The sequence below is a fragment of the Deinococcus aerius genome (assembly GCF_002897375.1).
Lineage (GTDB): Bacteria > Deinococcota > Deinococci > Deinococcales > Deinococcaceae > Deinococcus > Deinococcus aerius.
Genome location: NZ_BFAG01000005.1, coordinates 41,128 through 66,608, shown reverse-complemented (window position 1 = coordinate 66,608; position 25,481 = coordinate 41,128). Strand labels below are relative to the sequence as shown.

The window sequence follows — 25,481 nt, the reverse complement described above, 5'->3', positions numbered from 1 at the left end:
ATCTTGCAGGCGCCCAGGCTGGTCACACGCCCCCTCACCCCCACCCTCTCTCCTTCGGAGCTGTACCAGGCCCACGAGAGGAGAGGGAGAACGGCCCCGCTTTTTCCCTCAACGGCAGGCGAGGGGCCGGGAACAGCCTCCCCGGCCCCTCATCCTTTGATTCCCTACACCGTCGCGGGCACCTTCAGCAGGGGCGACAGCGCGTTCAGGAAGCGGTCGTACCCGGCGAAGTCGAGTTGCTGCTCGTTGTCGCTGAGCGCCGTGGCGGGGTTGGGGTGAACCTCGACGTGGATGCCGTCGGCGCCCACCGCGAGGGCGGCCTTGGCGAGGGGAATCAGGAGGTCGCGGCGCCCGGCAGCGTGCGTCACGTCCACGATGACGGGGAGGTGCGTCTCCTGCTTGGCGAGGGCCACCGCCGAGAGGTCGAGCGTGTTGCGCGTCCACTTCTCGAAGGTGCGGATGCCGCGCTCGCAGAGGATGACCTCGGGGTTGCCCTCCGAGAGGATGTACTCGGCGGCGTAGAGCCACTCCTCGATGGTGGCCGAGAGGCCGCGCTTGAGGAGCACCGGGCGGCGGGCGCGGCCCACCTCGCGCAGCAGGGCGAAGTTGTGCATGTTGCGGGCGCCCACCTGGAGGATGTCGGCGTGTTCGGCCACAACTTCCACGTCGCGGGTGTCCATCACCTCGGTCACGAAGAGCATCCCGTTCTCGCGGGCCGCCCGCCCGCCGATGATCAGGCCGTCCACGCCCATGCCTTGGAAGCCGTAGGGGCTGGTGCGGGGCTTGTAGGCGCCGCCGCGGAGAATCTTGACGCCGCGCCCGGCGAGGAAACGGGCCGTCTCCTCCATCTGCTCCGCCGACTCGATGGAGCACGGGCCCGCCACGATCACGGGGGGCGCGTCCCCACCGATCCGCACGCCGTCGATGTCGAGCATGGTGTCGGTGGGCTGGACCTTGCGCGACACGAGGAGCTGCTTCTTGTCGTTGCTCTCCTCCAGGTCGAGGCTGGCCCGGAAGATTTCCTTGAAGATCGCCTTGACGGCGGCGTTGGTAAAGGGACCCTTGTTCAGGCCCTCCAGGTCGCGGAGTTGCTGCTCCTCGCGGGCGGGGTCGTAGTGCTGGGGGCGGCCCTCGAGCGACTTGGCGCGCCCGATCTGCGCGACGACCTCGCCGCGGCGGGAGAGCAGGATCAGGAGGTCGCGGTTGATCGCATCGACCTCGGCGCGAAGCTCGTCGATGCTGCGTGGGGAAGGGGTCATTGGGTCAGTGTAGGCAGAGCGGGCGCTGGCGGACCGTGACCGTGCTAGTCAATTGTCAAGAGTTGTCCAGGTTCGGCTCCCCCTCCTCGGGGGTGTTCACCATGTGCGCCGCCACCCGGGAAAGGGCCGCGTACAGCTCGCGCGCCTCGGCCTCGCCGATCTCGGGCGTCTCGCGCAGGGCAGCGTTCATGCAGGCGAGCCAGGCCCGCGCCCGCGCCGGCGTGATCGGGAAGGGCAGGTGCCGGGCGCGCAGCCGGGGATGTCCGAACCGCTGGTGGTAGAGGGGCGGCCCGCCCGTGAAGCCCGTGAGGAAGGCGAGCTGCTTCTCGGCGGTGTGGGTCAGGTCGGCGGGAAAGAGGGGCGCGAGGTCGGGGTGGGCGGCCACGCGGGCGTAGAAGCGGGTCACCAGGGCGGCGAGCGCCTCCGGGCCGATGCGGCCGTAGAGGCTGCCGCCCTCGGTGAGCGTCAGGGGCGCGGTCATGGGGGCAGGCTAACGCGCGGCGGGGGCGGGGATAGTGGCCGCTTCCCGTGAGGCGCCGCGCCGCAGCCCGTACAGGGCCATCCCCGCACTCATCGCCGGGCCGCTTCCCAGCGCGAAGACCAGCGTGCCCCAGCCGACCAGACCGCCGAGCAGCCAGCCCAGCGCCAGCACGACGAGTTCGATGCCGGTGCGGACGCGCGCCACATCCCAGCCCGTCCTCCGGCTCAGGCCCAGGATCAGGCCGTCGCGCGGCCCGGCCCCCAGCCCCGCCGCCACATACGTCCCGGTGGCGAAGCCCAGCAGCGCCACGCCGAGCACGAACTGCACCCAGCGGCCCAGGAAAGTGGCTGGATCGGGCACCAGCGGCCCCAGCAGGTCGAGGAAGACGCCAATGAGGATCACGTTGATCACCGTCCCCGGCCCGATGCGTTCCCGCAGCCGCAGCGCCGTGAAGGTCACGATGAGCACGCCCGTCAGCACGCTGACCATCCCGATGCTCAGGGGCAGGTGGTGGGTCACGCCGAGGTGAAAGGCCTCCCACGGCGCCAGCCCCACCCGCGCGTCGAGCATCAGGCGCAGGCTCAGGCCATACAGGAAGAGGCCGAAGACGAGCAGCGCGTACCGCCCCGGCAGGGGCAGGCGGGTCAGGGACGCGAGGGGGGCCGGGCGGGGCACACGGGCGAGGGTAGCACTCTCCCCGGCGGCGTGGGGAAGCGGACGGCCTGCTGGGGAGGAGGGTGGCTGGTTTCCCCGAAGCTCTCCGGTCCAGTGGCGCGATTCATTTGCGACTTCCAAACCTTCAGGAGCCAGAAACCCGTTCTAAAACGCACTTTTTTGCCCCTTCCCCTTGAGGGGGGAGGCTGGGACTGGTAAAGCTGCGGAGCAGAGGGGGTGAGCGCCAAGGACCTGCGGGGCGGCTGGGATGAGGAGCAGGGCATCTTGCCCGTGTCGGCGCCGCTTCGTCGCCCCCTCACCCCGGCCCTCTCCCACCGGGGGAGAGGGAGAACAACAGGGAAAAGAGGTTTAGCCAACTCCCCGGCGGAAAGCTGGGCAGCCGCCCGTCAACCTCTCCAGGACGCGTCAAATACCGGGTTCCGCCTCCCCCGCCCCGCGTCCGGTCCCCGGAAGCTCCTCTTCCACGTCCGGCAGGGTGAAGAAGAAGGTGGAGCCCTCGCCCGGGGTGCTCTCCAGCCACAGCCGCCCGCCGTGGCGCTCGGCGATCTTGCGGCTCACCGCCAGGCCCAGCCCGCTGCCCTCGACCTGATCCTGGGCGTGCAGGCGCTTGAACGGCTCGAAGACCTGCTCCAGGTAGCGGCGCTCGACCCCGACGCCGTTGTCGGTGACGGCAAAGCGCCACATCCGCCCGTCCCGCTCGGCGCGGACGTGAATGCGGGGCGCCATCCCCTCGCGGCGGTACTTCAGCGCGTTCCCGATCAGGTTGACGAGCAGCCGCGAGAGCTGGCCCTCGTCCGCCCGCACGGTGGGGAGCGGGCCGGAGGTGACCTCCCCGCCCGTCGCCTCCAGGTCGGGTGCCAGCAGGTCCAGCGCCTCGGCCAGCACGCCCGCGCTGTCCACCAGCTCCAGGGGCCGCTGCTGGGTGTTCAGGCGGGAAAAGGCGAGCAGGTCGTCCACCAGGCGTTTCATGCGCTGTCCGCCCCGCACGATCTGGCGCAGGTAGGCGTGCCCCCGCTCGTCGAGCCGCTCGCCGTAGCGCAGTTGCAGGAGTTCGGCAAAGCTCGTCACCGCCCGGGCGGGGGTCTGGAGGTCGTGGCTGGCGATATAGGCGAACTGCTCGAGTTCCCGGTTGGAGCGGCGCAGGTTCTCGTTCGCCTCGCGCAGCGCCGCCTCGGCCCGGTACCGCTCCGTCACGTCGCGCATGGCGACGACCGCGCCCAGCCGCTCGCCCCCCGCGGCGACGATGGGGGCGCCGACGCTCAGCACGGTGCGGGCCTCGCCGTGCCGGGGCCGGATCACCATCTCCGCGTCCCGCACATGCTCGCCCCGCAGGGCCCGGTACAGCGGGATCTCGGTGGTCGGCAGCCGCGTCTCGCCGTCCGCGCGGTACAGGTCGTAGTGCCCCGCCCACTCGTCCGGCGGCAGCGGGGCCTCGGGCAGGCCGTGCAGCTCCCGCGTCGCCCCGTTGAACAGGGTGAGGTACCCCGAGGCGTCGCAGGCCACGATGCCCTCCGAGAGGCTTTCGAGAAGCGCCGAGAGGAAGGTCCGCTCGCGCTGGAGTTCCCGCAGGGCGTCCGCCCGCTCCAGCGCGAGCCCCAGGGACCGGGCCACCGTCTCCAGCAGGGCGCGCTCCTCGGGGGTCCAGGGCCGCGCCGCGTAGGTGCCCACCACCAGGACCCCGCGCGGCCTGCCCCCCACGCACACGGGCAGGGTGGCCGTCGCGCCGATCTCCCGGACCTCCTCGGCGGCGGCGGGCACCGTCGCGGGGTCGTAGCGGTCCTGGTAGTAGGGCGTCCCGGAGTCGAAGGGCCGGTCGATGTTGGGGGTCGCGCCGCGGGGCAGGCCGCGCCGCAGGGCGGGGAGGAGCGCCGGGTTGCGAAACTCGCCCCGGTGCGAGCGCAGCTCCCAGCGCTCCCCCCCCGGCTCGTAGTAGGTGCTCGCCCCGCTGGGGAGCAGGGAGACCAGAATCTCCTGGGCGCGGCCCACCAGCGTGGCGGGGTCGGGCTCGGTGGCGAGGTCGCGCGAGAGTTCGGCGAACGCCTCCAGCGCCCGGTTGCGCGCCTCCAGCTCGGCGGTGCGCTCGGCCACCCGGCCCTCCAGGTCGGCGTTCAGGTCGCGGGCCTGGGCGTACAGCCGGGCGTTTTCCAGGGCGAGGGCCGCGCGGCGGGCGAGTTCCCGCGCGAAGGGCACGTCGTCCTCGGTAAAGGCGCGGCCCGAGCCGTGGAGGGCGAGGCTCAGGGTGCCCAGCACCCGCCCGTGGACCGCCAGCGGCACCAGCAGCGACGAGCCGAACCCGAAGGCCTGCAGGAGGGCGCGCTGCTCGTCCGGGATGGGGAGGGCGCCCAGCATCTCGCCCGTGACCCGGGGCAGCAGCACGGGCACGTTCTCGCGGAACACCTTGGACACCGCGCCGATGTCGTCCACCCGCTGCGGGAAGGCGGCGAGGTAGGCCTGTGCCAGCCGCGCCTTTTCCGGGTCGCGGTGCGTGTGGGCCCGGGGGTGCAGGGTGCCGTCCGGCTGCGGGAGGTAGACGGCGCACCAGTCGGCCAGCCGGGGCACGGCGAGGGTGGTGAGGCGGGCCAGGGTCTCCCCCACGTCGAGGTCCTGCGCGAGCGTCTCGCCCGCGTCGGCGAGCAGGGTGAGCCGGGTTTCGGCCTGCTTGCGCGCGGTGATGTCGGCGGTGACGCCCAGCAGCCGCCGGGCCTCGCCCTGCTCGTCCCGCTCGACGCGGGTGAGCTGCTCCACCCAGATCTTCGTGCCGTCCCCCCGGAAAAAGCGGTGTTCGACCCGGAAGCTCTCCGGCCCACCCGGCGCGACCGCCCGCGCGAAGGCCGCCTCGACGGCCGCCCGGTCCTCCTCATGCACCCGGGAGAGGAACGTCGAGAGGGGGGCTACCGCCTCCGTGAAGCCCAGCAGGCGCCGGGTCTCGGGGGTGCGGGTGACGAGTCCCGTCGCCACGTCCAGGGTCCACACGCCCAGCCCGCTCGCCTCCAGGGTGAGGTGCAGCCGCTTCTCCGCCTCGTACCACTCGTGGACCTCGCTGGCGAGGCCCAGCCACTCGCCCTCCTGGAAGGGCCGGACCGTCACGTGGTGCCAGCGGTACGCGCCGTCCGCCCGGCGCAGCCGCACGTCGCAGGCATAGGCTGCCCCGGCGGCCAGGCCCCGCTCGCGCGCCTCCCGCATCGCCGCGAGGTCGTCCGGGTGAAGGGCCTCCTGCCAGGCGTCCCCCGTCAGGGTCGCGCCCAGCCCGGTGTACTCGGCCCAGGTGCGGTTGAAGTGGGCGGCGTCCTCCCCGGGGCGCGAGGTCCACATCAGGACGGGGGCGGCGTCCAGCAGGGCGCGCTCCCGCTCCCGCGCGGCGCGTTCCTCCTCGTGGAGGCGGGCGCGCTCCAGGGCCTGCCCGAGCAGCCCGGCGAGCGTGAGCATAAAGGTGCGTTCGGCGTCCCCGAACTCGCGCGGCTCCAGAAAGCCCAGCGTGAGGACGCCCACCGGCTGGCCCTCGGCGATCAGCGGGAGCAGGACCAGGTCCCGGGCATGTTCGTCAAGCTGGCCCGCGAGGTGCGGGTAACGCGCCGTGAGCGCCGCGAGGGGCAGGTGGAGGGGCTCCCCGCCCCGGATCGCATCGGTCGCCGGGAGGGGGAGGCCGGTGGGCAGCACCCGGAAGCGGTCCAGGCTCGCCTCCGGGTAGCCCACCGAGCCGATCAGGTGCAGCTCGGCCCCCCCGGCCCGCAGGACGGCCACACTCGCGCGCGGGGCGGCGAGGGCGCGGGCGATGTCGGGGAGAACCGCGAGAACGTCCGCCACACTCCGCGCGTCCGCAAGTGCGGCGGTGAGGCGCTGAAGCCGCCCCGCGCGGTCCTCCACGCCTTTGAGCGCGTGGATGTCGTGACAGGTGCTGATGACCGTGGGGGACCCCCCGCCGCGGCGGGGACGGCTCTGAATGCAGTGCCAGCGGTCCTCCCCCCCCGCCGTCCGCAGCCGGACCTCGCACTCGGTGGCCTCCCCCCCGGGCCAGGCGCGCCTCCAGACCTCCAGCGCCGCCCCCCGGTCCCCGGGGTGAATGAGGGCCGCCAGGCCGTCCCCCAGCAGCGCCCGGGCGGGGAGCCCGCTGAGGTCGGCGAGGGCGCGGTTGGCGAAGACGACGGCGGCATCCGGGCTGCTGACGTACGTGGGGAGGGGCAGGTCGTCGAGCAGGTCGAAGGCACCCACGGAGAGCAGCTCGGGCATCGCGGCCATATTAACGGGCCATGAAGCACGAATTGTCTTCCCCGTGACTTCATGAGAAGGTGGCCCCGGGCAGGCGCGCCCGGCCATCCGCGAGACACGCGGGCAGGAAGGCTCCTCCGGTATACTTGCCCGGTTGCCTTGTGGACGCGGCGAAAAGCGTCCAGACCAGCAGGAACGCCGGAGGACACAGACATGGGACTTTCAATCGGCATCGTTGGCCTGCCCAACGTCGGAAAAAGCACGCTGTTCAACGCCATTACCCGCGCCGGGGCGCTCGCGGCCAACTACCCCTTCGCGACCATCGAGCCCAACGTGGGCCGGGTGCCCGTGCCCGACGAGCGGCTGGGCGCGCTGGCCAAGGTGTTCACCAAGGGTGAGCGGGTGCCCCCCATCATCCCCACCTACGTCGAGTTCGTGGACATCGCCGGGCTGGTGAAGGGGGCCAGCCAGGGCGAAGGGCTGGGGAACCAGTTTCTCGCGAACATCCGCGAGGTGGACGCCATCGCCCACGTGGTGCGCTGCTTTACCGACGACAACGTGATTCACGTGGCGGGCCGGGTCGATCCCACCGACGACATCGAGACGATCAACACCGAGCTGATCCTCGCCGACCTCGCGGGGCTGGAAAAGCGGCTCGCCAACCTCCAGAAAAAGGCCAAGGGGAACGACAAGGACGCCCGGGAGCAGGCCGCGCTCGCCGAGCAGATCCTCGCCGTGCTGGGGGAAGGCAGGCCCGCCCGCGCGGGGACGTATGACGCGCCCATTCCCAAGGACTTCGGCCTGATCACCACCAAGCCCGTGATCTACGTGGCGAACGTGGGCGAGGACGAGCTCACGGAGGACAACGACGCCGTGCGCCGGGTGCGCGAGTATGCGGCCCGCGAGAACGCCGCGGTCGTGAAGATCAGCGCCCAGATCGAGGGCGAACTCGCCGAGATGCCGGAGGACGAGGCGCGCGAGTTCCTGAGTGACCTCGGGGTGCAGGAGAGCGGCCTGGATCAGCTCGTGAAGGTGGGGTACGAGACGCTGGGGCTGATCACCTTCATCACCTCGGGCGAGAAGGAAGTCCGGGCCTGGACGATCCGCCGGGGCGAAAAGGCGCCCGAGGCCGCCGGGGAAATCCACTCCGACCTGGAGCGGGGCTTTATCCGCGCCGAGGTCATCGAGTGGCAGAAGATGGTCGAGGCGGGCGGCTGGGCGAACGCCAAGGCGAAGGGCTGGGTCCGCACCGAGGGCAAGGACTACGTGATGCAGGACGGCGACATCATGAACGTGCTGCACAGCAGTTAGGCAGAGGGCAACAGCTTCCCCGGTGACCGAGCCGGGGGCTTTCTTTTTCCTGGGGCGCGGCCAGGGTAGAGTGCGCTCCCTATGGTCGACGTACCGCCTTCCCCCAACGCCGCCCCTGCCCCGCCCGCCCGGGAGGGCGTGACGCTCGTGGTGACGGAGTTCGTGCGCCCCTCGCGGGTGGCCGAGTACGAGGCCTGGGCGCGGGAACTGCACGCCGTTCAGTCCCGGCAGCCGGGGTTCGTGGGCCTGCACGTGCTGCGGGGGCAGAGCGGGGACACGCCGGAGTACGTGACCCTGGTGCGCTTCGCCTCGCCGGAGGCGCTCGCGGCCTGGCGCGCTTCTCCCGAGTACGCGGCGGCGCTGCGGGAGCTGCCCCGGTTCACCGCGGGCGAGGTCGATTACCGCGAGTCGGTGGGGCTGGAGGCCTGGTTCGACCGCCCCGTCCACTCCGCCCCGCCGCCCCTGTGGAAGAACGTGGTGCTGGGCTTCGTGGGCGTGTATCCCCTCATCCTGCTGTTCACCTGGCTGTGCCGCCCCCTCGTGCAGGGCTGGCCGTGGTGGGCCGCCATCCTGCCGTCGGCCCTGCTGGCGACGGTCTTCCTGAACTGGCCGGTACTGCCGCTGCTGTCGCGCCTGCTGCGGGGGTGGCTGTACCCGGATCGCTCCTGACCCGCGCCAGGATGAAGGGGGCAGCCGCCGACGCGCGCGCTGCCCCCTCTCCCCTATTTCCCGGGTCAGTCGGCGGGCACCTGCACGAGGTCGGGGGCGACCTCCAGCGCGGGGAGGTGGCGCCGGACCTCGCGCATGGCGCTGTGGATCACGCCCAGGGCGAGGCTCATGGTGAGCATGGAGGAAAAGCCGTAGCTCACGAGCGGCAGCGGCACGCCCGTCACGGGGAAGATGCCCGCCGCGACGGCGAGGTTCACGAACGCCTGCCCGACGACCATGAACATCGCGCCCGTCGCCATGATGGTCGCGCCGTGAATCTCGGGGGTCATGGGGCGGACGCGGGCGGCGAGCTGCGAGACGTGCAGGGCGGTGGACACGATCAGCCAGTAGGCGAAGAGCAGCATGGCGACCCCCAGCAGGCCGGTCGAGAAGCCCACCGAGGCGACCACCATGTCGGTGTGCGCCGCGAAGTACGACCAGCGGGGGCCGTCGGGACCCAGGCCCCACAGGCCGCCGAAATTCAGGTCGCGGTGGGCCATGCCGATCTGGTCGAGCCCCACCGCCATCGTCTCGCCGCGGTTCACGTGCCCGAAGAACCGCTCCAGGATGTAGCTGTGCGTCTCCAGGTAGCGGCCCACGAAGGGGATCGCCAGCAACCCCAGCGCGAACACGAACCCGGTGATGTTCGTGATGCGGACGCCCGCCGCGTACATCAGGATGATGCCCAGGCCGAAGGTCAGCACCGAGGTGCCCAGGTCGGGCTCCAGCAGCACGAGCAGGGTGGTGAAGACGATCATCAGGGTCGCGCTGATGAGCTTGTTCTGCACGCCGCGGCGCGAGAAGAAGGACGCGAGTTGCAGCACCAGCCCCAGCTTGGCGAGTTCCGAGGGCTGGAACCGCAGCGGGCCGAGTTCCAGCCAGCGCTTGGTGCCCGGGCTCGTCACGGTGCCCTCCCCGATAAAGAGGGTCAGCAGCAGCAGCAGCAGGGTGAAGCCCCAGAAGTACGGGGCCGCCTTCAGGAAGGTCTTGGGGCGCAGCCGGGCGGCGGCAAAGGTCACCCCCAGGGCGAGGAGCGCCTTGCTCCCGTGGTCCACGATCAGGTCGGGCCGGGCGGTCGCCACCCCCAGCAGCCCCAGCGTGAGCAGCAGCACCTGCGCGATCACCAGTTGCAGACTCATGCCCGCACCTCCGCCGCCGCCGCGAGTTCACGCGCGGCCCGGCCAAAGCTCTCGCCGCGCGCCCGGTAGTCCCGGAACAGGTCGAAGCTCGTGCCGATGGGGGCCAGCAGCACCGTGCCCGCCCCGCCCGGCCCCCCCAGCGCCTCCAGCCCGGCGCGGGCGGCGGAGCGCATCACCGCGTCGCCGTCCTCGCCCGTCGCGGTCTCGAAGGGGAGGCCCAGCCCGCGGGCGAGCGCCTCGCCGTCCTCCCCGAAGGCGATCACGCGGACCACGCGACCGCGCGCCGCCTCCCGCAGCGGGGCGAGGTCGGCGCCCTTGTCCCGCCCGCCGACGAGCCAGGCGATGGGCCCGGGCGCGCGGGTGAGGGCCGCCTCCACCGCGAGGGTCCGGGTGGCGATGGAGTCGTCGATAAAACGGACGTTCCCCACCCGCGCCACCGTCTCGAAGCGTCCGGCGACCGGGCGGGCACTCCGCAGCGCCCCCGCCAGCACCCCCGCGTCCACCGGGCGGCCCAGCCGTTCCAGCAGCGCCCCCACGGCAAGGACGGCGGCGGCGGCATTGGCGGGGTGCAGCCCTTCCGGGAGGTCGGCGGCGGGCAGCACCTCCTCCCCGCTCGCCAGGGCGATGCGGTCGGGGAGGAAGGAGCGGACCTGCGCCCGCGTCCTGACCTCTAATCCAGCCGGGACGACCAGCACGTCCTCCCCCGTCTGCCCCGCCGTGATGTTGAGCTTGGCCGCGTGGTAGGCCTCCACCGTGCGGTGGCGGTCGAGGTGATCCACGCCCAGGTTCGTGATCACGGCGACGGGCAGCCGCAGGCCGGGCACCCGCTCAAGCTGGAAGCTCGACAGCTCCACGACCGCCACCTCCGCCCGGTCCACCACGTCGAGGAGGGGGGGATCGATGTTGCCCCCCTCCAGGGCATGGATGCCGCTCGCCCGCAGCAGGTGCGCGGTCAGCACCGTCGTGCCGCCCTTGCCCGCCGTGCCCGTCACGCCGACCAGGGGCAGGCCGGGACGGGCCCGGGCCGCCAGGACCACCTCCCCGATGATCTCCGCCCCGCGCCCCGCCAGGGCCAGCAGGTCGGGGTGGTCTATCGGGACGCCCGGCGCGGCCACGACCGTCCGGTACGTTCCCCCCACGTCTCCCCGCGCGAAGCCCAGCTCCGCCATCAGGGCCTCGTCCTCCGCACTGGGGCGCGCGTCGTGCCACTCGGCGCGCCGCCCTTCCCCCGCCAGGAAGCGGGCCACGCCGCGCCCACTTCGGCCCAGCCCGTAGATCAACAGTCCCTGCCCCGCACGCTCCGTCACGCCCCAACGATACGGGAAAGGGGGCCGTGCCGGGGGAGGTCAGCCATGGGGGGCGGGCCGGACGGGACCCGGATCAGGTCACGGCATCCAGGCGGGCCGCCGCGGACTCGACCTCCACCGGGAAAGGGCTGGCCTCCTCACCCACCACCCGGTCACGCCCGGAGCGCTTGGCCTCGTACAGGCGCGCGTCCGCGGTCCCGAAGGTGCCGGAGGGACTCGTGACGTGCGGGGCGAGTCCGGCCGAGAACGTGAGGGTCCAGTCCGGTCGGCCCGCCCGGGTCCCGAGCTGCCCGCGGGTCAGGGCACGCAGCCGGTTCGCCACGCCCGCCGCGACCTCCGGGTCGGCGGTGTGCAGCAGCACCCCGAATTCCTCCCCGCCCACCCGGTACACCCGGTCGGCGCTCCGGGTGTGCGCCGTGAGCAACGCCCCGAGTTCCCGCAGCACCACGTCCCCGAAGCCGTGCCCCAGGGTGTCGTTGAGCCGTTTGAAATCGTCGAGGTCGAGCAGCAGCAGGTGGAAGCGCCCGTCGGCGGGCAGGTCGGCGAGGTCGCGGTCGAACTGGCGGCGGTTGCGCAGCCCCGTCAGGGCGTCCCGGTACGCGAGGAGGTGCAGGGTCCGGGAATGGCCCACGCTGTCAAAGCGCACGGCGATCACCGCGAAGGTCACGAGCAGGCCCAGCCCCTGGATCAGGGTCAGCGGCAGGTAGGCCGTCTGGAAGAGCTGCGCGCCGCGCCCGGGCACGAGGAGCAGGCTGAGGTTGGCGAGGGCAAAGGTCGCAAAGGGCGCCCAGGCATCCCGCCAGGTCGGGCGGCTATGGTGAAAGCGGGCGCGGAAGATGCTGGCGACGACCGCCGTGATGAGAAGCCCCATGACCCCGCCCACCGCGCCGTCGCCGCCCAGCCACGCGCGGTACAGGGCGAGGGGCAGGGCGACCCCGAGGGCGGGCAGGGGACCGCCGAAGAGACCCGCGAGCGCGACGGGCACGTGGCGGAAGTCCACGCGAACCCCCTCGCCGAGGGGAATGCCGTAGCCGATCAGGATCAGGCCGCCCGCCACCGAGACGAGGTAACGCAGCGCGCGGCGCAGGGCATGGAGGCGCTCGGTGCCCGTGTAGGTCAGGCTGCCGATGCTGGTAAAGGTCACGAGAATGCAGAAGTTGACAAAAAGGGCCGACAGCACGCGAGAACCAGAGTTCAATACCGCGCCTGCCAAATCTCTTACCCGGGGGCTGTTGATGTCAGGGCGGGTAGAAGTGCGGTCGGCGGGTGCGTGGGTTACGCGCCCAGTAGAGGAGCCGGGGGCCCGTCGTTCCAATCCTGGGGCTGAACTCTACTCCGGGGCGCCGCCACGACGTGACGCCAGAGGTTTCCCCCAGACGATGACCCACACCTCCCGGGAGTTCCCGCCGCCCGGAACGTCCGGCGGGAAGATCGGGCGTGACGGGGGAACTGCGTCCCGGGACCGCCACACGTGGGGAACAGGAGCGCCGCGGCCACGGGGACGACCCTGCACCGGTCCACCTCACCTGGGGCGGCTTTTGCTCCCCGGATGCGGGAACGGCGCCCGGGTGCCCCTCCTGATCCTCAGTAGCCCCGGTGCCGGACGGTTGCTCCCCGCGCCTCCAGCCAGCCCGCGACCGTGCCCACAGCGGCCTTGACCCCGGGCGTGACCACCGGGCCGCCGAAGCGGGCGAGGCGGACGAGGTGGGTCCCGTCCTCCCGGGCCGTGAGGTCGATCAGCACCTCCTGGGTGAGTTCGCCCTCCACGACGTGGGCGAGGATCACCCAGCTCGGCCCGAAGCGGGCGGCGGTCCCCAGGCTGCGGTACAGGTCGAGCAAAACGACGGTCCACCCCGCCGGGTCCTCGCGGGTCTGGCCGCCGCGCGCGGTGTGCTTGTGGAACTCGGCGGGCGCGAAGGGCTCGGGCAGGGTCAGGATGGCGTGGGGCACGTCCGGGGAATCCTCCTGGTCGGGGTAGCGGGTGATGGGGGCGCCCGGCACGTGGGGGTGCGCGGTCGGGACGAAGCGGGCGTGCCGCGCCCTCAGGCCCAGGTCGCGCCACTTGCGGGCGTACTTGGTCTCCAGGGCGGCGGGCGGGGGATCGGTGAGGTCTACGCGCATGACGCCGCTCGCCTCCGCCTCCCGGCGGGCGAACTCGAAATACTCCTCGTGGTCGGTGGTGAGCAGCACGGCCCCGCCGGGTTTCAGGCGGCTGGCGGCCAGGCGGAAGAAGGGGGCGCGCAGCAGGCGGTGTTCCTCGTGCCCCGCCTTGGGCCAGGGGTCGGGGAAGTTCACGATGATGGCGTCGAGCCCGCCCTCCGGCACCACCTCGCGGATGAGGGGGGTGGCGGGCATCCGAGTCAGGACCGTGTTCGTCAGCCCGGCCTGCCGCAGTCTGCGCGCGGCCTTGAGCAGTGAGACGCCGCTGATCTCCACCCCGAGGTAGTTGGGCGCCTCGGGAAAGGTCGCCGCGAAGTGGGGCCAGAAGCGCCCGTCCCCGAAGCCGACCTCCAGCACCCAGGGCCGCCCGGGCGTGTCGGGGTACAGCCGGGCCGCGCGGTCGGGGAAGTGGAAGTCCGAGAGGCGGAGGATCATGGGCTCACCCGCAGCAGCTCATCGGCCAGCCGCGCCGCGTCCCCCAGCACCGAGGCGTAGGTATGCTCGCCCGGCGTGCAGCGGCCCAGGGCATACACCCGGTCGAAGCGCGTGAGGCGAAAGCCGTCGAGTTCCGGGGGCGCGGGCGTCAGGAAGCGCACCTCGTAGGGGGGGGCGCCCTCCACCGCCGGGGCCGTCCCCTCCGCGCCGATCAGCCACACCCCCGAGCGGGCGAGGTCGTCCGCCAGGAAGTCGTAGGCGACCTCGGAGAGCCGCCCGGCCTCCTCCAGCGTGTCCCCGATCAGCAGGCGGCCCTTGAGGAAGGCGCCGACGGCGAGGACGGCCACCCGCGCCCGCAGCGTCGGCCCCTCCCAGGTCGAGAGGACCACCCCGCCGCCCTCCTCGTCGAGCGCGGTGACGGTGCTTTGCAGCAGGTGGATGCCCGCCGTGGCCTCGACCTCGGCCTTGAGATGGCGGTGGAAGCTCCAGCCGTCGGTGTCGGGGACGATTCGGGCCGCGACTCGCGCGAAGAGGCTGTCCGGGGGAAATCCGGCGCCCTCCACCGTGGGCTGGTACAGGTTGCCCAGGTGGTCGAGCGCCTGCGTGACGAGGAGCACGTCCCGCCCGGCCCGGGCCAGGCGCCAGGCGAGTTCGGTGCCGCTCAAACCCGCCCCGATCACCGCCACGTCGTACAGGTGCCCCGGCTGCGGCTGGCTGCGGGGTTGTGTTGGACCGAACATCCGGGGAAGTGTAACGCAGACGGGTCAGCCCGGAAGGGGGCGCGGCCAGCCCCGCTGGGGGCAGCGCAGGCACCTTTCTCGTGCCCGGTCCTGACAGCCCCCGGGTAGGGACAACCTTCAGAAGGTGGGTCGTTTGACCGTCTGCCCCGGGCCGCCCCCCTAGCGTGGGCGCTCAGGAGGCACCATGACCGACACGAGCCAGGCGACCCAGAACCAGAGTCAGAAGCGGGGCAAAGTGATCTTCACCACCCGGGCCACGGCCCACGGCGGCCGGGCGGGGTATATCGAGACCCCCGACCACCACCTCGGCGTGAAGCTCAGCGTGCCTCAGGAGATCGGCGGGGACGGCGGCGTGGGCACCAACCCCGAGCAGCTCTTCGCCGCCGGGTACGCCGCCTGCTTCCAGAGCGCCATCGGCAGCGTCGCCCGGCGCGAGAAGGTGAGCTTCGGGTCCTCGCGCGTGACCGGCGTGGTGGGCCTGGTCCGCGACGAACTCGGCTTCGCCCTCGACGTGGAGTTGCAGATCGTGCTCCCCGGCCTGAGCCGCGAGCAGGCGCAGCACATGGTCGAGGAGGCCCACAAGGTCTGCCCCTACAGCCGGGCCCTGCGCGGCAACGTGGACGTGCGCCTGACCGTGATCGAGGAGCCCGAACACGGCGACGTGGGCTGAGGCGGGGAGGCGGGCGGTTTGCCAAGTTCAGTGATCTTGGCAGTTCTCATTTCTCCCCTTGCGCCTCTGTGCGATGCACGTGAGCCCTCCACAGGAGGAGAATATCGTCAAGTACGACGAAAAAGCCCCTCCCGGTTGGACCTCGTAGAGCTGCTTGCAGAGGGGTGAGCGGGCCTGACCTGCGGCGCGGTGGGACGGTATGGCAGGCTGTCTTGGCGCCATTCGACTCGGTCACACGCCCCCTCACCCCAGCCCTCTCCCCCCGTGGGAGAAAAAACACCTTCACCACAGTTTTCCCTCAGCGGTCCGTCGTCGCCGTGTACGTGCCGTCCGCGTTGCCCGTGAACGTCACCGTGCCCTGACGGTCGGTGCGGTAAATGCGGATGCCGTTCGCCTTATAGAGGTCGAGGGCCGTCTTGGTCGGGTGGCCGTAGTTGTTCTCGCCCACGCCGATGACCACGTTCTCGGGGCGAACGGCGGCGAGCCAGGCCTGGTGGTCGCCGTTCGCCGCCCCGTGGTGGATGCTCTTGTAGACCTGGAAGGGACCCCGAATCTCGGCCCGGTCCTCGGCGAGCCAGGCCTGGGTCTCGGGCTTCTCGCTGTCGCCGGTCATCAGGGCCCGGAAGTCGCCGAACTCCACCCGCAGGCCGACGCTGTTGTCGTTCTGGTCGTCGCCCATCCCGGCGGGCGGGGCGATGACGCGCACCTTCACGCTGCCCAGGTTGATGACCTGCCCGTTCGCCTTCTGGAAGGTGGTTCCGTCCTTCTCCAGCGCCGCGACGAGCCGTTCCCAGGTCCGGGTGGTGCCCGCCAGCCCGTTGTTGATGAAGAGCCGGGGCTTGGCCGTCTCGGCGGCGGGGATCAGGCCCGTGATGTGGTCGGCGTCGGCGTGGCTCGCCACCATCAGGTCGATAGAATCGATGCCGTAGGTTTGCAGGTAGCCCCGCATCCGGTCGCTGCTGCGGCCCCCGTCGTACAGCAGGGTCTTGCCCTCGGGACTGCGGATCAGGACCGCGTCGCCCTGCCCCACGTCGAGAAAACGGATCGTGACCTGTCCGGCGGGTTGGGTGCCCGTCTGCCCGTCTCCCCCCTGCTCTCCCCGGTCGCGCGCCGTGCAGGCCGCGAGGCTGGCTGTCAGCACGAGCACCAGCACGCCGAGCAGGTCGGAGGGGCTGGGGCTGGCCCGCTTGCCCCCGCGCCCCGCGGGCCTGGAACGGGAGGCCGCTTTTTTGGAGGTTCCCTTTGCGGCAGGGGCCTTTTTGGCCGGGGACTTGCGGGGGGCCGTCTTCTTCTCGGTCACAGGTCGATCTCCTCCCCGGCGCCGGGCGTGCTGTTCAGGGCCTCCAGGCGGCGCTGGGCCTCCTCGCGGCGGGCCCGGGTTTCGGCGGGCAGCCGCTCGACCGTCACCCCGTCGGGGCCGTCCAGCACGCCGAGCACGTCCCCCTCGCGCACGCCCTCCGGCAGAACGTGGAGCGGCACGTCGAAGGTGAGGCCGTCCTCGCGCTCCACCCGCGCCATCGGGCCGTGCGGGCTGTCCTCGATGCCGTCCACCGTCCAGCGTTCCTGTGCTCCTCGCTGCCCTTCCTTCACGTCCCCAGCGTAGCGCACCGCCGCCATTCTGCCCCTGTGCCACACTGCCCCCATGCGGCATGGCCTCACCCTGACGGATGGAAACCTCACCCTGCGGCCCCTGGCGGAAGAGGACATCCCGGCCCTCTGCGCGCTGGCCGAAAGTTGTGCGGAAGAACTGCGGCTGATGGGCTCGCCCCCCAGTTCCCCCGCCTACTACACGGCGGCGCTGGAGGCCCCCGACGCCATGCCCCTCGTGATCGAGGTGGGCGGCGAACTGGCGGGGAGCACGCGCTACGGCGATATTCGCCCTGCCCACGCCGGTCTGGAGATCGGCTGGACCTGGCTGCACCCCCGCTGGCACGGCTCGGGTGTCAATCGCCGGATGAAGCGCCTGATGCTCGCCCACGCCTTCGAGGAGCTGGGCATGGAGCGCGTGCAGATCAAGACCGACATCCTGAACACCCGCAGCCAGCGCGCCATCGAGAAGCTCGGCGCCGTGCGCGAGGGCGTGCTGCGGCGGCACCTGCGGCGGCCCGACGGCACCCTGCGCGACACGGTGATGTACTCGGTCATCCGGGAGGAGTGGCCGGGGGTGCGGGAGCGGCTGAGCGAAATGGCCTAGCGGGAGGGCCGGGCCCGTTTTTTCAACAAACCGGCTTTCCTTTGAAAGGGGGAGGCGCCACAGTAGGGGGCGTGTCCCCCGCACCCACGACGTACATCGTTCGGAACGAGGCCCAGCTCGCGGCCCTGACCGACGTGCGCTACGGGGGACACCTGCTCGTGCAGTTCCGCGGCGGGGCCACGGCGAGCGAGGCGGCGCGCAAGCTGGGGGAACCTGCGCCGCGCGTCTCGTACCACGTGCGGAGGCTCGCCGCGCTGGGGCTGCTCGTTCCGAGTCAGGAGGGCGGGCGGGGGCGCAGGTGGAAGCCGGTCGCCGACCGCTTCGTGCTGGCGCCCGAGTTGCGGGGGCTGCTGCGCCGGGACGTGGTGCAGCCCTTCCTGGCCGCCCTCACCGATGCCTTCCTGGCGGCGGCGGAACTCGACCTTTCCGAACACCTGCCGGAGGGTCTGCTGTTCGACCTGCGCCCGGGGGCGATGCGGACGAGCACCCAGCCCTCCTCCCCTCCCCACAGCCCCCGCGCCCTGGTGCGGATGGTGCGCCTCACGCCCGCTGCCTTCGAGCGGGCCTGCGAGCAGGCGTGGGAGGTGTTTTCGGCCGTCGCCGAGGCGGACCCGGACGCGCCGGGGGCGCGCTATTTCACCCTCTCCCTGCTGGGGTTCCCGGGGACGATGCTGCCCCTCGCCAGCACAGAAAGGCCCACCCATGCTGAATGAAAGCCTCGCCCGCGAAGTCCTCACCCTCGCCCGCTCGGGCGGCGCGGACTTCGCGGAACTCTTTGTGGAAGACACGGTCTCGACCACCCTGCGCCTGCACCAGGGCGAGGTGAAGGACGCGGGCGGCGGGAACCTGTTCGGGGCGGGGCTGCGGCTGCTGTACGGCTCCCGCGTCGTCTACGCCTACACGAACGACGTGACCGAAACCGGGCTGCGCGACCTGGCCGACCAGGTCGCCCGGGCGCGCGGCGGGGCGGGTGAGACGAACCGGGCGGGTGCGGGCGGCCTGGACTTCCGCCGCCTGGACGCGGGGCCTCTCTACGTGGCCCGCGAGCATCCCCTGCACGCCGCCAAGCGCGACAAGCTCGCCCTGATGCGCCGGGCACACGGGGGCGCGGCGGGGGTCGGGGACGTGAAGACGGTGGACGTGAACTACCTCGACCGGGTGCAGCGGGTGCTGATCGCCAACTCCGAGGGCGTGTGGGCCGAGGACGAGCGGGTGTGGACGCGCCTCTCCGTCAGCGCTATCGCGCAGGACGGCACCCTGCGCGAGACGGGGCGCTATGGCCCCGGCGCCGGGCAGGGCCTGGAATTCTTCGACACGGTGACGCCCGAGAGCATCGGCGCGGAGGCGGCCCGGATAGCGAACGCGATGCTGCGCGCGGGATACGCCCCCGCCGGGAAACTGCCCGTCGTGATCGGCAACGAGTTCGGCGGCGTGATCTTCCACGAGGCCTGCGGGCACATCCTGGAGACGACCGCCGTGGAGAAGAACGCCAGCGTGTTCGCCGACAAGCTGGGGCAGAAGATCGCCCACGAATCGGTGAGCGCCATCGACGACGGCACCATCCCCGGCTCGTGGGGTATGGTCACCGTGGACGACGAGGGGATGCCGGGCGAGCGCACGGTCCTGATCGAGAACGGCGTGCTGAAGTCCTTCATGGTGGACCGGGTGGGCGAGCTGAAGACCGGGCACAAACGCACGGGCAGCGGGCGGCGGCAGAACTACACCTACGCGCCCGCGAGCCGGATGCGCTCGACCTTCATCGACAAGGGGAGCGAGACACCCGAGAGCCTGATCCGCCAGGTCCCCCTCGGCATCTACGCCCGGCGGATGGGCGGCGGCAGCGTGACGCCCGGCACCGGGGACTACAACTTCGCGGTGGACGAGGCGTACATGATTCGAAATGGCGAGATTGCTGAGCCGCTGCGGGGCGCCTCACTCGTGGGCAACGGGGCGCAGGACCTGAGGAACATCGTGGGCGTGGCGGGTGACCTGGCGCTGGGGCAGGGGATGTGCGGCAGCGTGTCCGGCTCCCTGCCGACCGACGTGGGCCAGCCACACATCCTGATCTCCGAAATCACCGTGGGAGGGCGCGCATGACCGCAACGACCGAACAACTCAGTCTCGACCAGGCCCGCGCCTACCTGCTGGGCCGTGCCCGGGAGCGCGGGGTGACGCTGGAGGTGTACGGCGAGCGGGGCACGTCCACGGGCGTGAAGGCTTTTCAGGGCGAGGTCAGCGAGTTCAAGCTCTCCGCGCGGCAGGGCGTGGCGCTGCGGGCACTGGTGAAGGGCGCGTGGGGGTACAGCTTCACGGAGAACCTGTCGCGGCCTGCCCTGGACCGGGCGCTGGACAGCGCGGTCGAGAACGCCGAACTCGTCGCGCCGGAGCCCGGGGCGGGCCTGCAAAACTGGCCCCCACCCCCCGCGCTGGACCTGTACGGCGAGGGCCTGAGCGGCGTGACGGTCGAGCAGAAGGTGGGCGTGGCCCTCGAACTCGACCGCGCGGCGCGGGAGGCCGACCCGCGCGTGACCAGCCTGCCCTACGGCGGCTACTCCGACAGCGACGCCCAGCGCCTCGTCGGCAACACCGAGGGCCTGGAGCGCGAGGCGCGCGAACTGCACGCCATGCAGTATGCCTACCCCCTCGTGAGCGAGGACGGGCAGAACAAGATGAAGGGGGACTGGCAGTTCACCCGCGAGTTCACCGAACTCGACCCCACCCGCACGGCCCTCTCGGCGGTGGAAAAGGCCCTCGCCCTGCTCGGTGCCAAACCCGCCCCCAGCGGCACCTTCCCTGCCGTGGTCAGCGGGGAGTGCCTGGGCGAACTGCTCGCCCTCTTCTCCGGCATGTTCAGCGGCAAGATGGTCGAGGAGGGCAAGAGCCCGCTGGCCGGGCGTCTGGGCGAGACGATCGCCAGCCCGCTCGTCACCCTGATCGACGACCCCACCCTGCCGCGCGGCCTGAACTCGCGCGCCTTCGACGCCGAGGGCTGCCCGAGCGCGCCCCTGACGCTGATCGAGAACGGGAAGCTCGCCGCCTTCATGCACAACGCGCAGACCGCCGCCCGGGCAGGCACGACGAGCACCGGTCACGCCGCCCGCTACGGTATTCAGGGCACGGTGGGCGTGGCCCCCAGCAATCTGATCCTGCAACCGGGCGGGACGGAGGGAACTGCCGTCGCTTCCGGCCTCACCGGCGTGCGCGTCACGGGCGTCTCCGGCGGGCACGCGGGCGCCAACCCCGTTACCGGCGACTTCTCCCTCCAGGCCGAGGGCTTCTGGGTGGAAGACGGCGAGGTCCGGCACCCGCTGGAGGTCTTTACCGTGGCGGGGAACATCCTCGACCTGCTGGCGGGCATCGAGGCCGTCGGCAACGAGCTGCACGAGACCCAGTACGCCGTGGCCGCGCCCGACGTGCGGGTGGGGGCACTGGCGGTGGGCGGGGCGTAGGCCGGTCAGCGCGGGGGTGGGGGTCAAAAACAGGCCCTCTCCCTCCCAGCCGAACGTTCACCGCTCCCCCACCCCCGGGCCGGAAGACGCCACCTGGCCCTTAAACTCCCCCCATGGTCATGAATCTGTTGCTGATCTTCATTCCGATCAGCCTGCTGCTGGAGTACGTGTTCCGGGCGCCGCCGCTGTGGGTCTTCGCCACCGCGACGGTCGCCATCATCCCGCTCGCCGACTGGCTGCGGAAGGCCACCGAGCAGGTCGCGGCGCGGGCCGGGCAGACCATCGGCGGGCTGCTCAACGTCACCTTCGGCAACCTGGCGGAACTCATCATCGCCATCTTCGTGCTGCTGGGGGGCAATATCACCGTCGTCAAGGCGCAGATCACCGGCAGCATCATCGGCAATGCGCTGCTGGGGCTGGGGCTCGCCATATTGATCGGCAGCTTCGGACGTGCCCGCCAGAAGTTCAGCGGCGAGAATGCCGGTCAGCTCAACTCCATGCTCTTCCTGGTCGTGATCGCCCTCCTGATCCCGGCGCTGTTCGACTACACCGAGCGCCTTCCCGCCTTCACGGCAGGGGGCGAGATCCTGCGGCAGAACCTGGAGGAGTACCTCAGCCTGGGCGTCGCCATCGTGCTGATCGTCGTGTACGCGTTGAACCTCGTCTATACGCTCGTCACGCACCGGGATGTGTTCGCGCTGGACGAGGGGGAAGAGCACCACGGCCCGCTGTGGCCCGTCTGGCAGGCGGGCGCCGTGCTGGTCGGCGGCACCGCGCTGATCGCCCTGGAATCCGAGATGCTCTCCGGCGCCCTGGAGGCCACGAGCAGCACGCTGGGCCTCAGCCCCTTCTTCCTGGGCATCATCGTGCTGGCGGTGGTGGGCAACTTCGCCGAGTACATCGCCGGAAGCTACTTCGCGCGGCAGGGCAAGATCGGGCTGGCGATCAACATCGCGGTCGGCGCGACCATTCAGGTGGCCCTCTTCACCGCGCCGCTGCTCGTGCTGATCTCGTACTTCATCGGAAAGCCCATGAATCTGGTCTTTTCCAGCCCGCTGGAACTCGTCGCCATCGTGGCCGTCGCCCTGACGGTGTCCACCGTGACGAGGGACGGCGAGGCGACGTGGTTCGAGGGCGTGCTGCTGCTCGCCGTGTACCTGCTGCTGGCGCTGGCCTTCTTCTTCGTGACGCCGCAGGGGACGGAGGGGCGGCCAGGGGCGCTCCAGGGTCCGGCTGTTCTTCACCCGCTGGCGGCCAGTCCTCCAGCCGGGACACTTCCCTCCCCCTTCCCGGCATAGACTCCCCCTATGAAGTGGCTGCGTGACCCAAGCCTCGCCCCGGTCGCCGAGAAGGTGGAGGCGGGCGAGCGTCTCTCGTTCGACGAGGGAATGCGGCTCTACCACACCCGCGACCTCAACGGCCTGATGCGGCTGGCGAACCTGCAAAAGGAGCGGCTACACGGGGACAAGGTGTACTTCGTCCACTCCATGCGGCTGGAGTTCACCAACATCTGCTATGTGGGCTGCACCTTCTGCGCCTTCGCCGCCCGCAAGGGCGAGGAGCGGGCCTGGGACTACTCGCCGGAGGAAGTGGTCGAGCAGGTCCGGCGCCGCTACCTCCCCGGCATCACGGAACTCCACATGAGCAGCGGGCACCACCCCAACCACCCGTGGGACTACTACCCCGAGATGGTGCGGCGGCTGCGCGCGGAGTTCCCCGAGCTTCAGGTCAAGGCGTTCACGGCGGCGGAGATCGAGCACCTGAGCAAGATCAGCAAGAAGCCCACGCTGGAGGTGCTGCGTGAACTCCAGGCGGCGGGCCTGGCGGCGATGCCGGGCGGCGGGGCGGAAATCTTCGCCGACCGGGTACGCCGTCAGGTGGCGAAGAACAAGGTGAAGGCCGAGAAGTGGCTCCAGATTCACCGGGAAGCGCACTCGCTGGGGATGCGGACGAACGCCACCATGCTCTACGGTCACATCGAGACGCTGGAGGAGCGGCTGGACCACATGCACCGCCTGCGCGACCTTCAGGACGAGACGGGCGGCTTCCACGCCTTTATCCCCCTCGCCTTCCAGCCGCTCGGAAACACGCTCGCGCAGAACCTCGGCAAGACCGACTTCACGACCGGGCTGGACGACCTGCGGAATCTCGCCGTCGCCCGGCTCTACCTCGACAACTTCCCGCACATCAAGGGCTATTGGGTGATGATCGGCTCGGAGCTGACCCAGGTGAGCCTGGACTGGGGCGTGTCCGACATCGACGGCACCATTCAGGAGGAACACATCGCGCACGCGGCGGGGGCGACCTCACCCATGGCCCTCTCGCAGGCGGGCATGGTGCGGATGATCCAGCACGCGGGGCGCCTTCCCGTGCTGCGCGACGCCTACTACAACGAGCTGGAAGTCTTCCCGAAACCCGCGGCGGAGGCGGCGGACTAGTGTGCCTGCGGACGACCTCGACGCCGTGCTCGCCCTCGACGACGCCTGGAACGCGGCCTATCACCACCGCGACCCCGGGAGGATGGCGATGATCCTCGCCGACGACTGGATGGCCTTTTTTCCCGACGGACGGGTGGTGTTCAAGCCTGACCTGCTGGAGGGGATGCGCCACAACCCCCCCGCCGCCCTGATGTACGAGCGCCACGCGGCCCGCGTCTTCGGCGACACGGCGATCACGCGCGGCACGTTGTACGCCGACGGCAGGCGGGTGCAGAGCTTCCTGCGGGTCTATGCGCGGCGGGCGGGCGAGTGGCGGGCGGTCAGCGCGCAGGTGGTGCCGTGAGGGGGGGAGTGGGGAGTGGCCCGTGGTCAGTGGGTGCTTTGGCCCCCGCTCTCTGCCCTGGCCGTGCTTTTCCCACTTCCCACTTCTCACTCCCCACCCACCGCGCGGAGCGCCGCCCATGACCTACCGCGCGGGCTGGATTCACTACACCAACGTCGCCCCCATTCTCGACCGGCTGGTGCTGCCGATCGGCGTGACGGCAGTGACGGGCGTGCCGACCGAGATGAACGCAGCCCTGCTGGAAGGCCGGGTGGACATCGCCAACATCAGCGCGGTGGAGTTCATCCGCAACGCGGACCGGCTGGAGGCGCTGCCCGACTTCTCCGTGGCGGTGCTGGGGCCGGTGTACTCGGTGAACCTCTTCCACACCGCGCCGCTCCCGGCGCTGCGGCGGGTGGCGCTGACGGCCCAGAGCGCGACGAGCGTGGCGCTGCTGGAGGTCGTGCTGGCGGCGCGGGGCCTCTCCCCCACCCTGGAACGGGCGGAGGGCGGGGCGGAGGAACTGCTGGCCTCGGGCTACGACGGGGTGCTGCGGATCGGCGACAGCGCCCTGCGCGAGTGGTACGCGGTGGCCGGGCCGCTGACCCCCGAGACGACGATGACCAGCCTGCCGCACACGGGCCGGGGCATCACCGTCACCGACCTCGCGGAGGAGTGGTTCCGGCTGACGGGGCACCCCTTCGTGTTCGCGGTGTGGGCGTACCGCAGGGACGCGCCGCCCCCGCCCGAACTCGTGCGGGCGATGCGCGAGGCGCGGCGCGAGGGGATCGGGCACCTGGCCGAGGTGGCGGCGCGTCATGCGCTCAAACTGGGGCTGCCCGAGCGGGTCGTGCAGCACTACCTCTGGAACTTCCGCTACCACCTGGAGGCGCCCGACCGCCTGGGGCTGGGCGAGTTCGCGGCGCTGGCGGTGCCGGGGCACGCGCCGCTGCGCTTCGGGCCGAGGCCGGGGGAACGGCGGGAGAGCGTCCTGCCCCCCGCCTGACGCCAAGCGGACACTCCCCGTCCGCCTCTGCGGGTAGGCTGGGAACATGAACCCGGAAACCAAGGCGATGCTCGAAACGGCGGTGGAGGCGAACAGCCGCGTGAACGACGTTCTGTGCGGCCACCTCACGCCGGAGATGATGGGGGCGGTCACGCCGGGGGGCGGCATGACGGTGGGGCAGCATCTCGCCCACATCGCGGGCACGACCCGCTTCTGGCTCCTGCAACTGGACGAGGGGGCGGCCTCCCCCCTGCCCATCCTGTACGACGACACCCGCCAGGACGCCTTCGTGGCCCAGGAGGACCCGGCCCGGGCGGCGCAGGCACTGCGCGCGGTGTGGACCGCGGCCCTCCACACCGCCCTGAGCGCGGAGGGCACCGGGCACCTCTCCCACCCCAGCACCGGGCAGTTCCTGCTGCACATGCTCGCGCACGACGCCCACCACCGGGGCCAGATGCTGCTCGCCCTCAAGGTGAACGGCTTCCCCCTCCCCGACGAGGACGCGATGTGGGGGCCGCTCCGTGGCGAGTGAGGGGCCGGAGAACGTGCCGGAGGGGACCTTCCGGGAGCGGGTCCTCGCCCTGGTGGCCCGCATTCCGCCGGGCCGGGTGATGACCTACGGGCAACTCGCGCTCCTCGCCGGGCGACCCGGGCCGGGGGGGGCACGGCTGGCGGGCTTTGTGCTGGGCAGCCTGGCGGGGGGCTCGGACCTCCCCTGGCAGCGGGTGATCAACGCGCAGGGCCGGGTCAGCACCCACAAGCTCGGCTTCGGGGACATGCAGGAGCGGCTGCTGGAGGCCGAGGGGGTCATCTTCGACGAGTCGGGCCGCTGCGACCTCGCCCGGCTGCAATGGTGGCCGCCCGAGGAGGGCCGGGACGCCCCACCGGACACCCTGTTGTAAGGACGGGTGGGGCGGCGGCATGTGCGCCCCATCACGTGCGGGTGAAGGAATTCGGAGCGCAAGGTCCTCGGGAACGGGG

24 protein-coding genes are annotated in these 25,481 nt (G+C 71.6%); 13 read left to right on the top strand and 11 right to left on the bottom strand.

The window, feature by feature from the left end; translation table 11 throughout:
* Positions 1 to 164 precede the first annotated feature (164 nt).
* The 4 genes from DAERI_RS08385 to DAERI_RS08370 form a co-directional block, all read right to left on the bottom strand.
* Complete coding sequence (locus tag DAERI_RS08385) at positions 165 to 1,259, bottom strand: bifunctional 3-deoxy-7-phosphoheptulonate synthase/chorismate mutase (RefSeq protein WP_103128991.1); 1,095 nt, start codon at positions 1,257 to 1,259, stop codon at positions 165 to 167.
* 55 nt (positions 1,260 to 1,314) lie between these two features.
* A complete protein-coding gene (locus tag DAERI_RS08380) occupies positions 1,315 to 1,740 on the bottom strand; it encodes a globin domain-containing protein (protein ID WP_103128990.1) in 426 nt (141 codons plus the stop codon).
* A 9-nt stretch (positions 1,741 to 1,749) separates the two neighbouring features.
* Positions 1,750 to 2,415 (bottom strand): YczE/YyaS/YitT family protein, encoded by a 666-nt coding sequence (locus DAERI_RS08375; protein WP_103128989.1) that lies wholly within the window; start codon positions 2,413 to 2,415, stop codon positions 1,750 to 1,752.
* Between the two features lie 405 nt (positions 2,416 to 2,820).
* Positions 2,821 to 6,642: a PAS domain S-box protein gene (locus DAERI_RS08370; protein WP_165794130.1), complete on the bottom strand. Its 3,822-nt coding sequence runs from the start codon at positions 6,640 to 6,642 to the stop codon at positions 2,821 to 2,823.
* A 192-nt stretch (positions 6,643 to 6,834) separates the two neighbouring features.
* Here DAERI_RS08370 and ychF point away from each other — a divergent pair, with 192 nt between their 5' ends.
* Complete coding sequence (gene ychF, locus DAERI_RS08365; protein WP_103128987.1) at positions 6,835 to 7,932, top strand: redox-regulated ATPase YchF; 1,098 nt, start codon at positions 6,835 to 6,837, stop codon at positions 7,930 to 7,932.
* An 81-nt stretch (positions 7,933 to 8,013) separates the two neighbouring features.
* A complete protein-coding gene (locus DAERI_RS08360) occupies positions 8,014 to 8,601 on the top strand; it encodes an antibiotic biosynthesis monooxygenase (RefSeq protein ID WP_103128986.1) in 588 nt (195 codons plus the stop codon).
* Between the two features lie 65 nt (positions 8,602 to 8,666).
* Here the strand turns inward: DAERI_RS08360 and DAERI_RS08355 are convergent, their stop codons facing one another.
* The 5 genes from DAERI_RS08355 to DAERI_RS08335 all read right to left on the bottom strand — a co-directional run bounded on the left by DAERI_RS08355 (position 8,667) and on the right by DAERI_RS08335 (position 14,421).
* Positions 8,667 to 9,779: an FtsW/RodA/SpoVE family cell cycle protein gene (locus DAERI_RS08355; protein ID WP_103128985.1), complete on the bottom strand. Its 1,113-nt coding sequence runs from the start codon at positions 9,777 to 9,779 to the stop codon at positions 8,667 to 8,669.
* Positions 9,776 to 11,086, bottom strand: coding sequence for a UDP-N-acetylmuramoyl-L-alanine--D-glutamate ligase (murD, locus tag DAERI_RS08350; RefSeq protein ID WP_235610309.1), 1,311 nt, complete (start codon positions 11,084 to 11,086; stop codon positions 9,776 to 9,778). The genes DAERI_RS08355 and murD overlap by 4 nt, the downstream gene beginning before the upstream one ends.
* A 73-nt stretch (positions 11,087 to 11,159) precedes the next feature.
* Entirely contained in the window at positions 11,160 to 12,266 is a 1,107-nt protein-coding gene (locus DAERI_RS08345; protein WP_103128984.1) for a GGDEF domain-containing protein, read from the bottom strand.
* Positions 12,267 to 12,670: 404 nt separating this feature from the next.
* Positions 12,671 to 13,681: a tRNA (guanine(46)-N(7))-methyltransferase TrmB gene (gene trmB / locus DAERI_RS08340; RefSeq protein WP_103128983.1), complete on the bottom strand. Its 1,011-nt coding sequence runs from the start codon at positions 13,679 to 13,681 to the stop codon at positions 12,671 to 12,673.
* Positions 13,678 to 14,421, bottom strand: coding sequence for an FAD-dependent oxidoreductase (locus DAERI_RS08335; RefSeq protein ID WP_103128982.1), 744 nt, complete (start codon positions 14,419 to 14,421; stop codon positions 13,678 to 13,680). The genes trmB and DAERI_RS08335 overlap by 4 nt, the downstream gene beginning before the upstream one ends.
* Before the next feature lie 184 nt (positions 14,422 to 14,605).
* Here DAERI_RS08335 and DAERI_RS08330 point away from each other — a divergent pair, with 184 nt between their 5' ends.
* Positions 14,606 to 15,091: an organic hydroperoxide resistance protein gene (locus DAERI_RS08330; protein WP_103128981.1), complete on the top strand. Its 486-nt coding sequence runs from the start codon at positions 14,606 to 14,608 to the stop codon at positions 15,089 to 15,091.
* Between the two features lie 298 nt (positions 15,092 to 15,389).
* Here the strand turns inward: DAERI_RS08330 and DAERI_RS08325 are convergent, their stop codons facing one another.
* Both DAERI_RS08325 and DAERI_RS08320 read right to left on the bottom strand, forming a co-directional pair.
* Positions 15,390 to 16,391, bottom strand: a complete 1,002-nt coding sequence (locus DAERI_RS08325; protein ID WP_103128980.1) for a ComEC/Rec2 family competence protein — start codon at positions 16,389 to 16,391, stop codon at positions 15,390 to 15,392.
* A complete protein-coding gene (locus DAERI_RS08320) occupies positions 16,388 to 16,681 on the bottom strand; it encodes a DUF3006 domain-containing protein (RefSeq protein ID WP_235610308.1) in 294 nt (97 codons plus the stop codon). The genes DAERI_RS08325 and DAERI_RS08320 overlap by 4 nt, the downstream gene beginning before the upstream one ends.
* A gap of 52 nt (positions 16,682 to 16,733) precedes the next feature.
* Between DAERI_RS08320 and DAERI_RS08315 the strand changes: the two genes are divergently transcribed.
* The 10 genes from DAERI_RS08315 (at position 16,734) to DAERI_RS08270 (ending at position 25,402) form a co-directional block, all read left to right on the top strand.
* Complete coding sequence (locus DAERI_RS08315; protein WP_103128978.1) at positions 16,734 to 17,285, top strand: GNAT family N-acetyltransferase; 552 nt, start codon at positions 16,734 to 16,736, stop codon at positions 17,283 to 17,285.
* A 71-nt stretch (positions 17,286 to 17,356) separates the two neighbouring features.
* Complete coding sequence (locus tag DAERI_RS08310; RefSeq protein ID WP_103128977.1) at positions 17,357 to 17,998, top strand: winged helix-turn-helix domain-containing protein; 642 nt, start codon at positions 17,357 to 17,359, stop codon at positions 17,996 to 17,998.
* Entirely contained in the window at positions 17,988 to 19,382 is a 1,395-nt protein-coding gene (locus DAERI_RS08305) for a TldD/PmbA family protein (protein WP_103128976.1), read from the top strand. Before DAERI_RS08310 ends, DAERI_RS08305 begins: the two co-directional genes overlap by 11 nt.
* Complete coding sequence (locus DAERI_RS08300) at positions 19,379 to 20,734, top strand: TldD/PmbA family protein (protein WP_103128975.1); 1,356 nt, start codon at positions 19,379 to 19,381, stop codon at positions 20,732 to 20,734. Before DAERI_RS08305 ends, DAERI_RS08300 begins: the two co-directional genes overlap by 4 nt.
* 113 nt (positions 20,735 to 20,847) lie before the next feature.
* Complete coding sequence (gene cax, locus DAERI_RS08295) at positions 20,848 to 22,032, top strand: calcium/proton exchanger (protein ID WP_235610307.1); 1,185 nt, start codon at positions 20,848 to 20,850, stop codon at positions 22,030 to 22,032.
* A 9-nt stretch (positions 22,033 to 22,041) separates the two neighbouring features.
* Positions 22,042 to 23,172 (top strand): aminofutalosine synthase MqnE, encoded by a 1,131-nt coding sequence (gene mqnE / locus DAERI_RS08290; protein WP_103128974.1) that lies wholly within the window; start codon positions 22,042 to 22,044, stop codon positions 23,170 to 23,172.
* Position 23,173: 1 nt separating this feature from the next.
* Positions 23,174 to 23,515, top strand: coding sequence for a nuclear transport factor 2 family protein (locus DAERI_RS08285; protein ID WP_103128973.1), 342 nt, complete (start codon positions 23,174 to 23,176; stop codon positions 23,513 to 23,515).
* 118 nt (positions 23,516 to 23,633) lie between these two features.
* On the top strand, positions 23,634 to 24,500 hold the full coding sequence (locus tag DAERI_RS08280; protein ID WP_103128972.1) for a menaquinone biosynthetic enzyme MqnA/MqnD family protein: 867 nt from the start codon (positions 23,634 to 23,636) through the stop codon (positions 24,498 to 24,500).
* Between the two features lie 46 nt (positions 24,501 to 24,546).
* Positions 24,547 to 25,032 (top strand): DinB family protein, encoded by a 486-nt coding sequence (locus tag DAERI_RS08275; protein ID WP_103128971.1) that lies wholly within the window; start codon positions 24,547 to 24,549, stop codon positions 25,030 to 25,032.
* Positions 25,022 to 25,402: an MGMT family protein gene (locus DAERI_RS08270; protein WP_103128970.1), complete on the top strand. Its 381-nt coding sequence runs from the start codon at positions 25,022 to 25,024 to the stop codon at positions 25,400 to 25,402. The genes DAERI_RS08275 and DAERI_RS08270 overlap by 11 nt, the downstream gene beginning before the upstream one ends.
* The last annotated feature ends 79 nt before the right edge of the window (positions 25,403 to 25,481 follow it).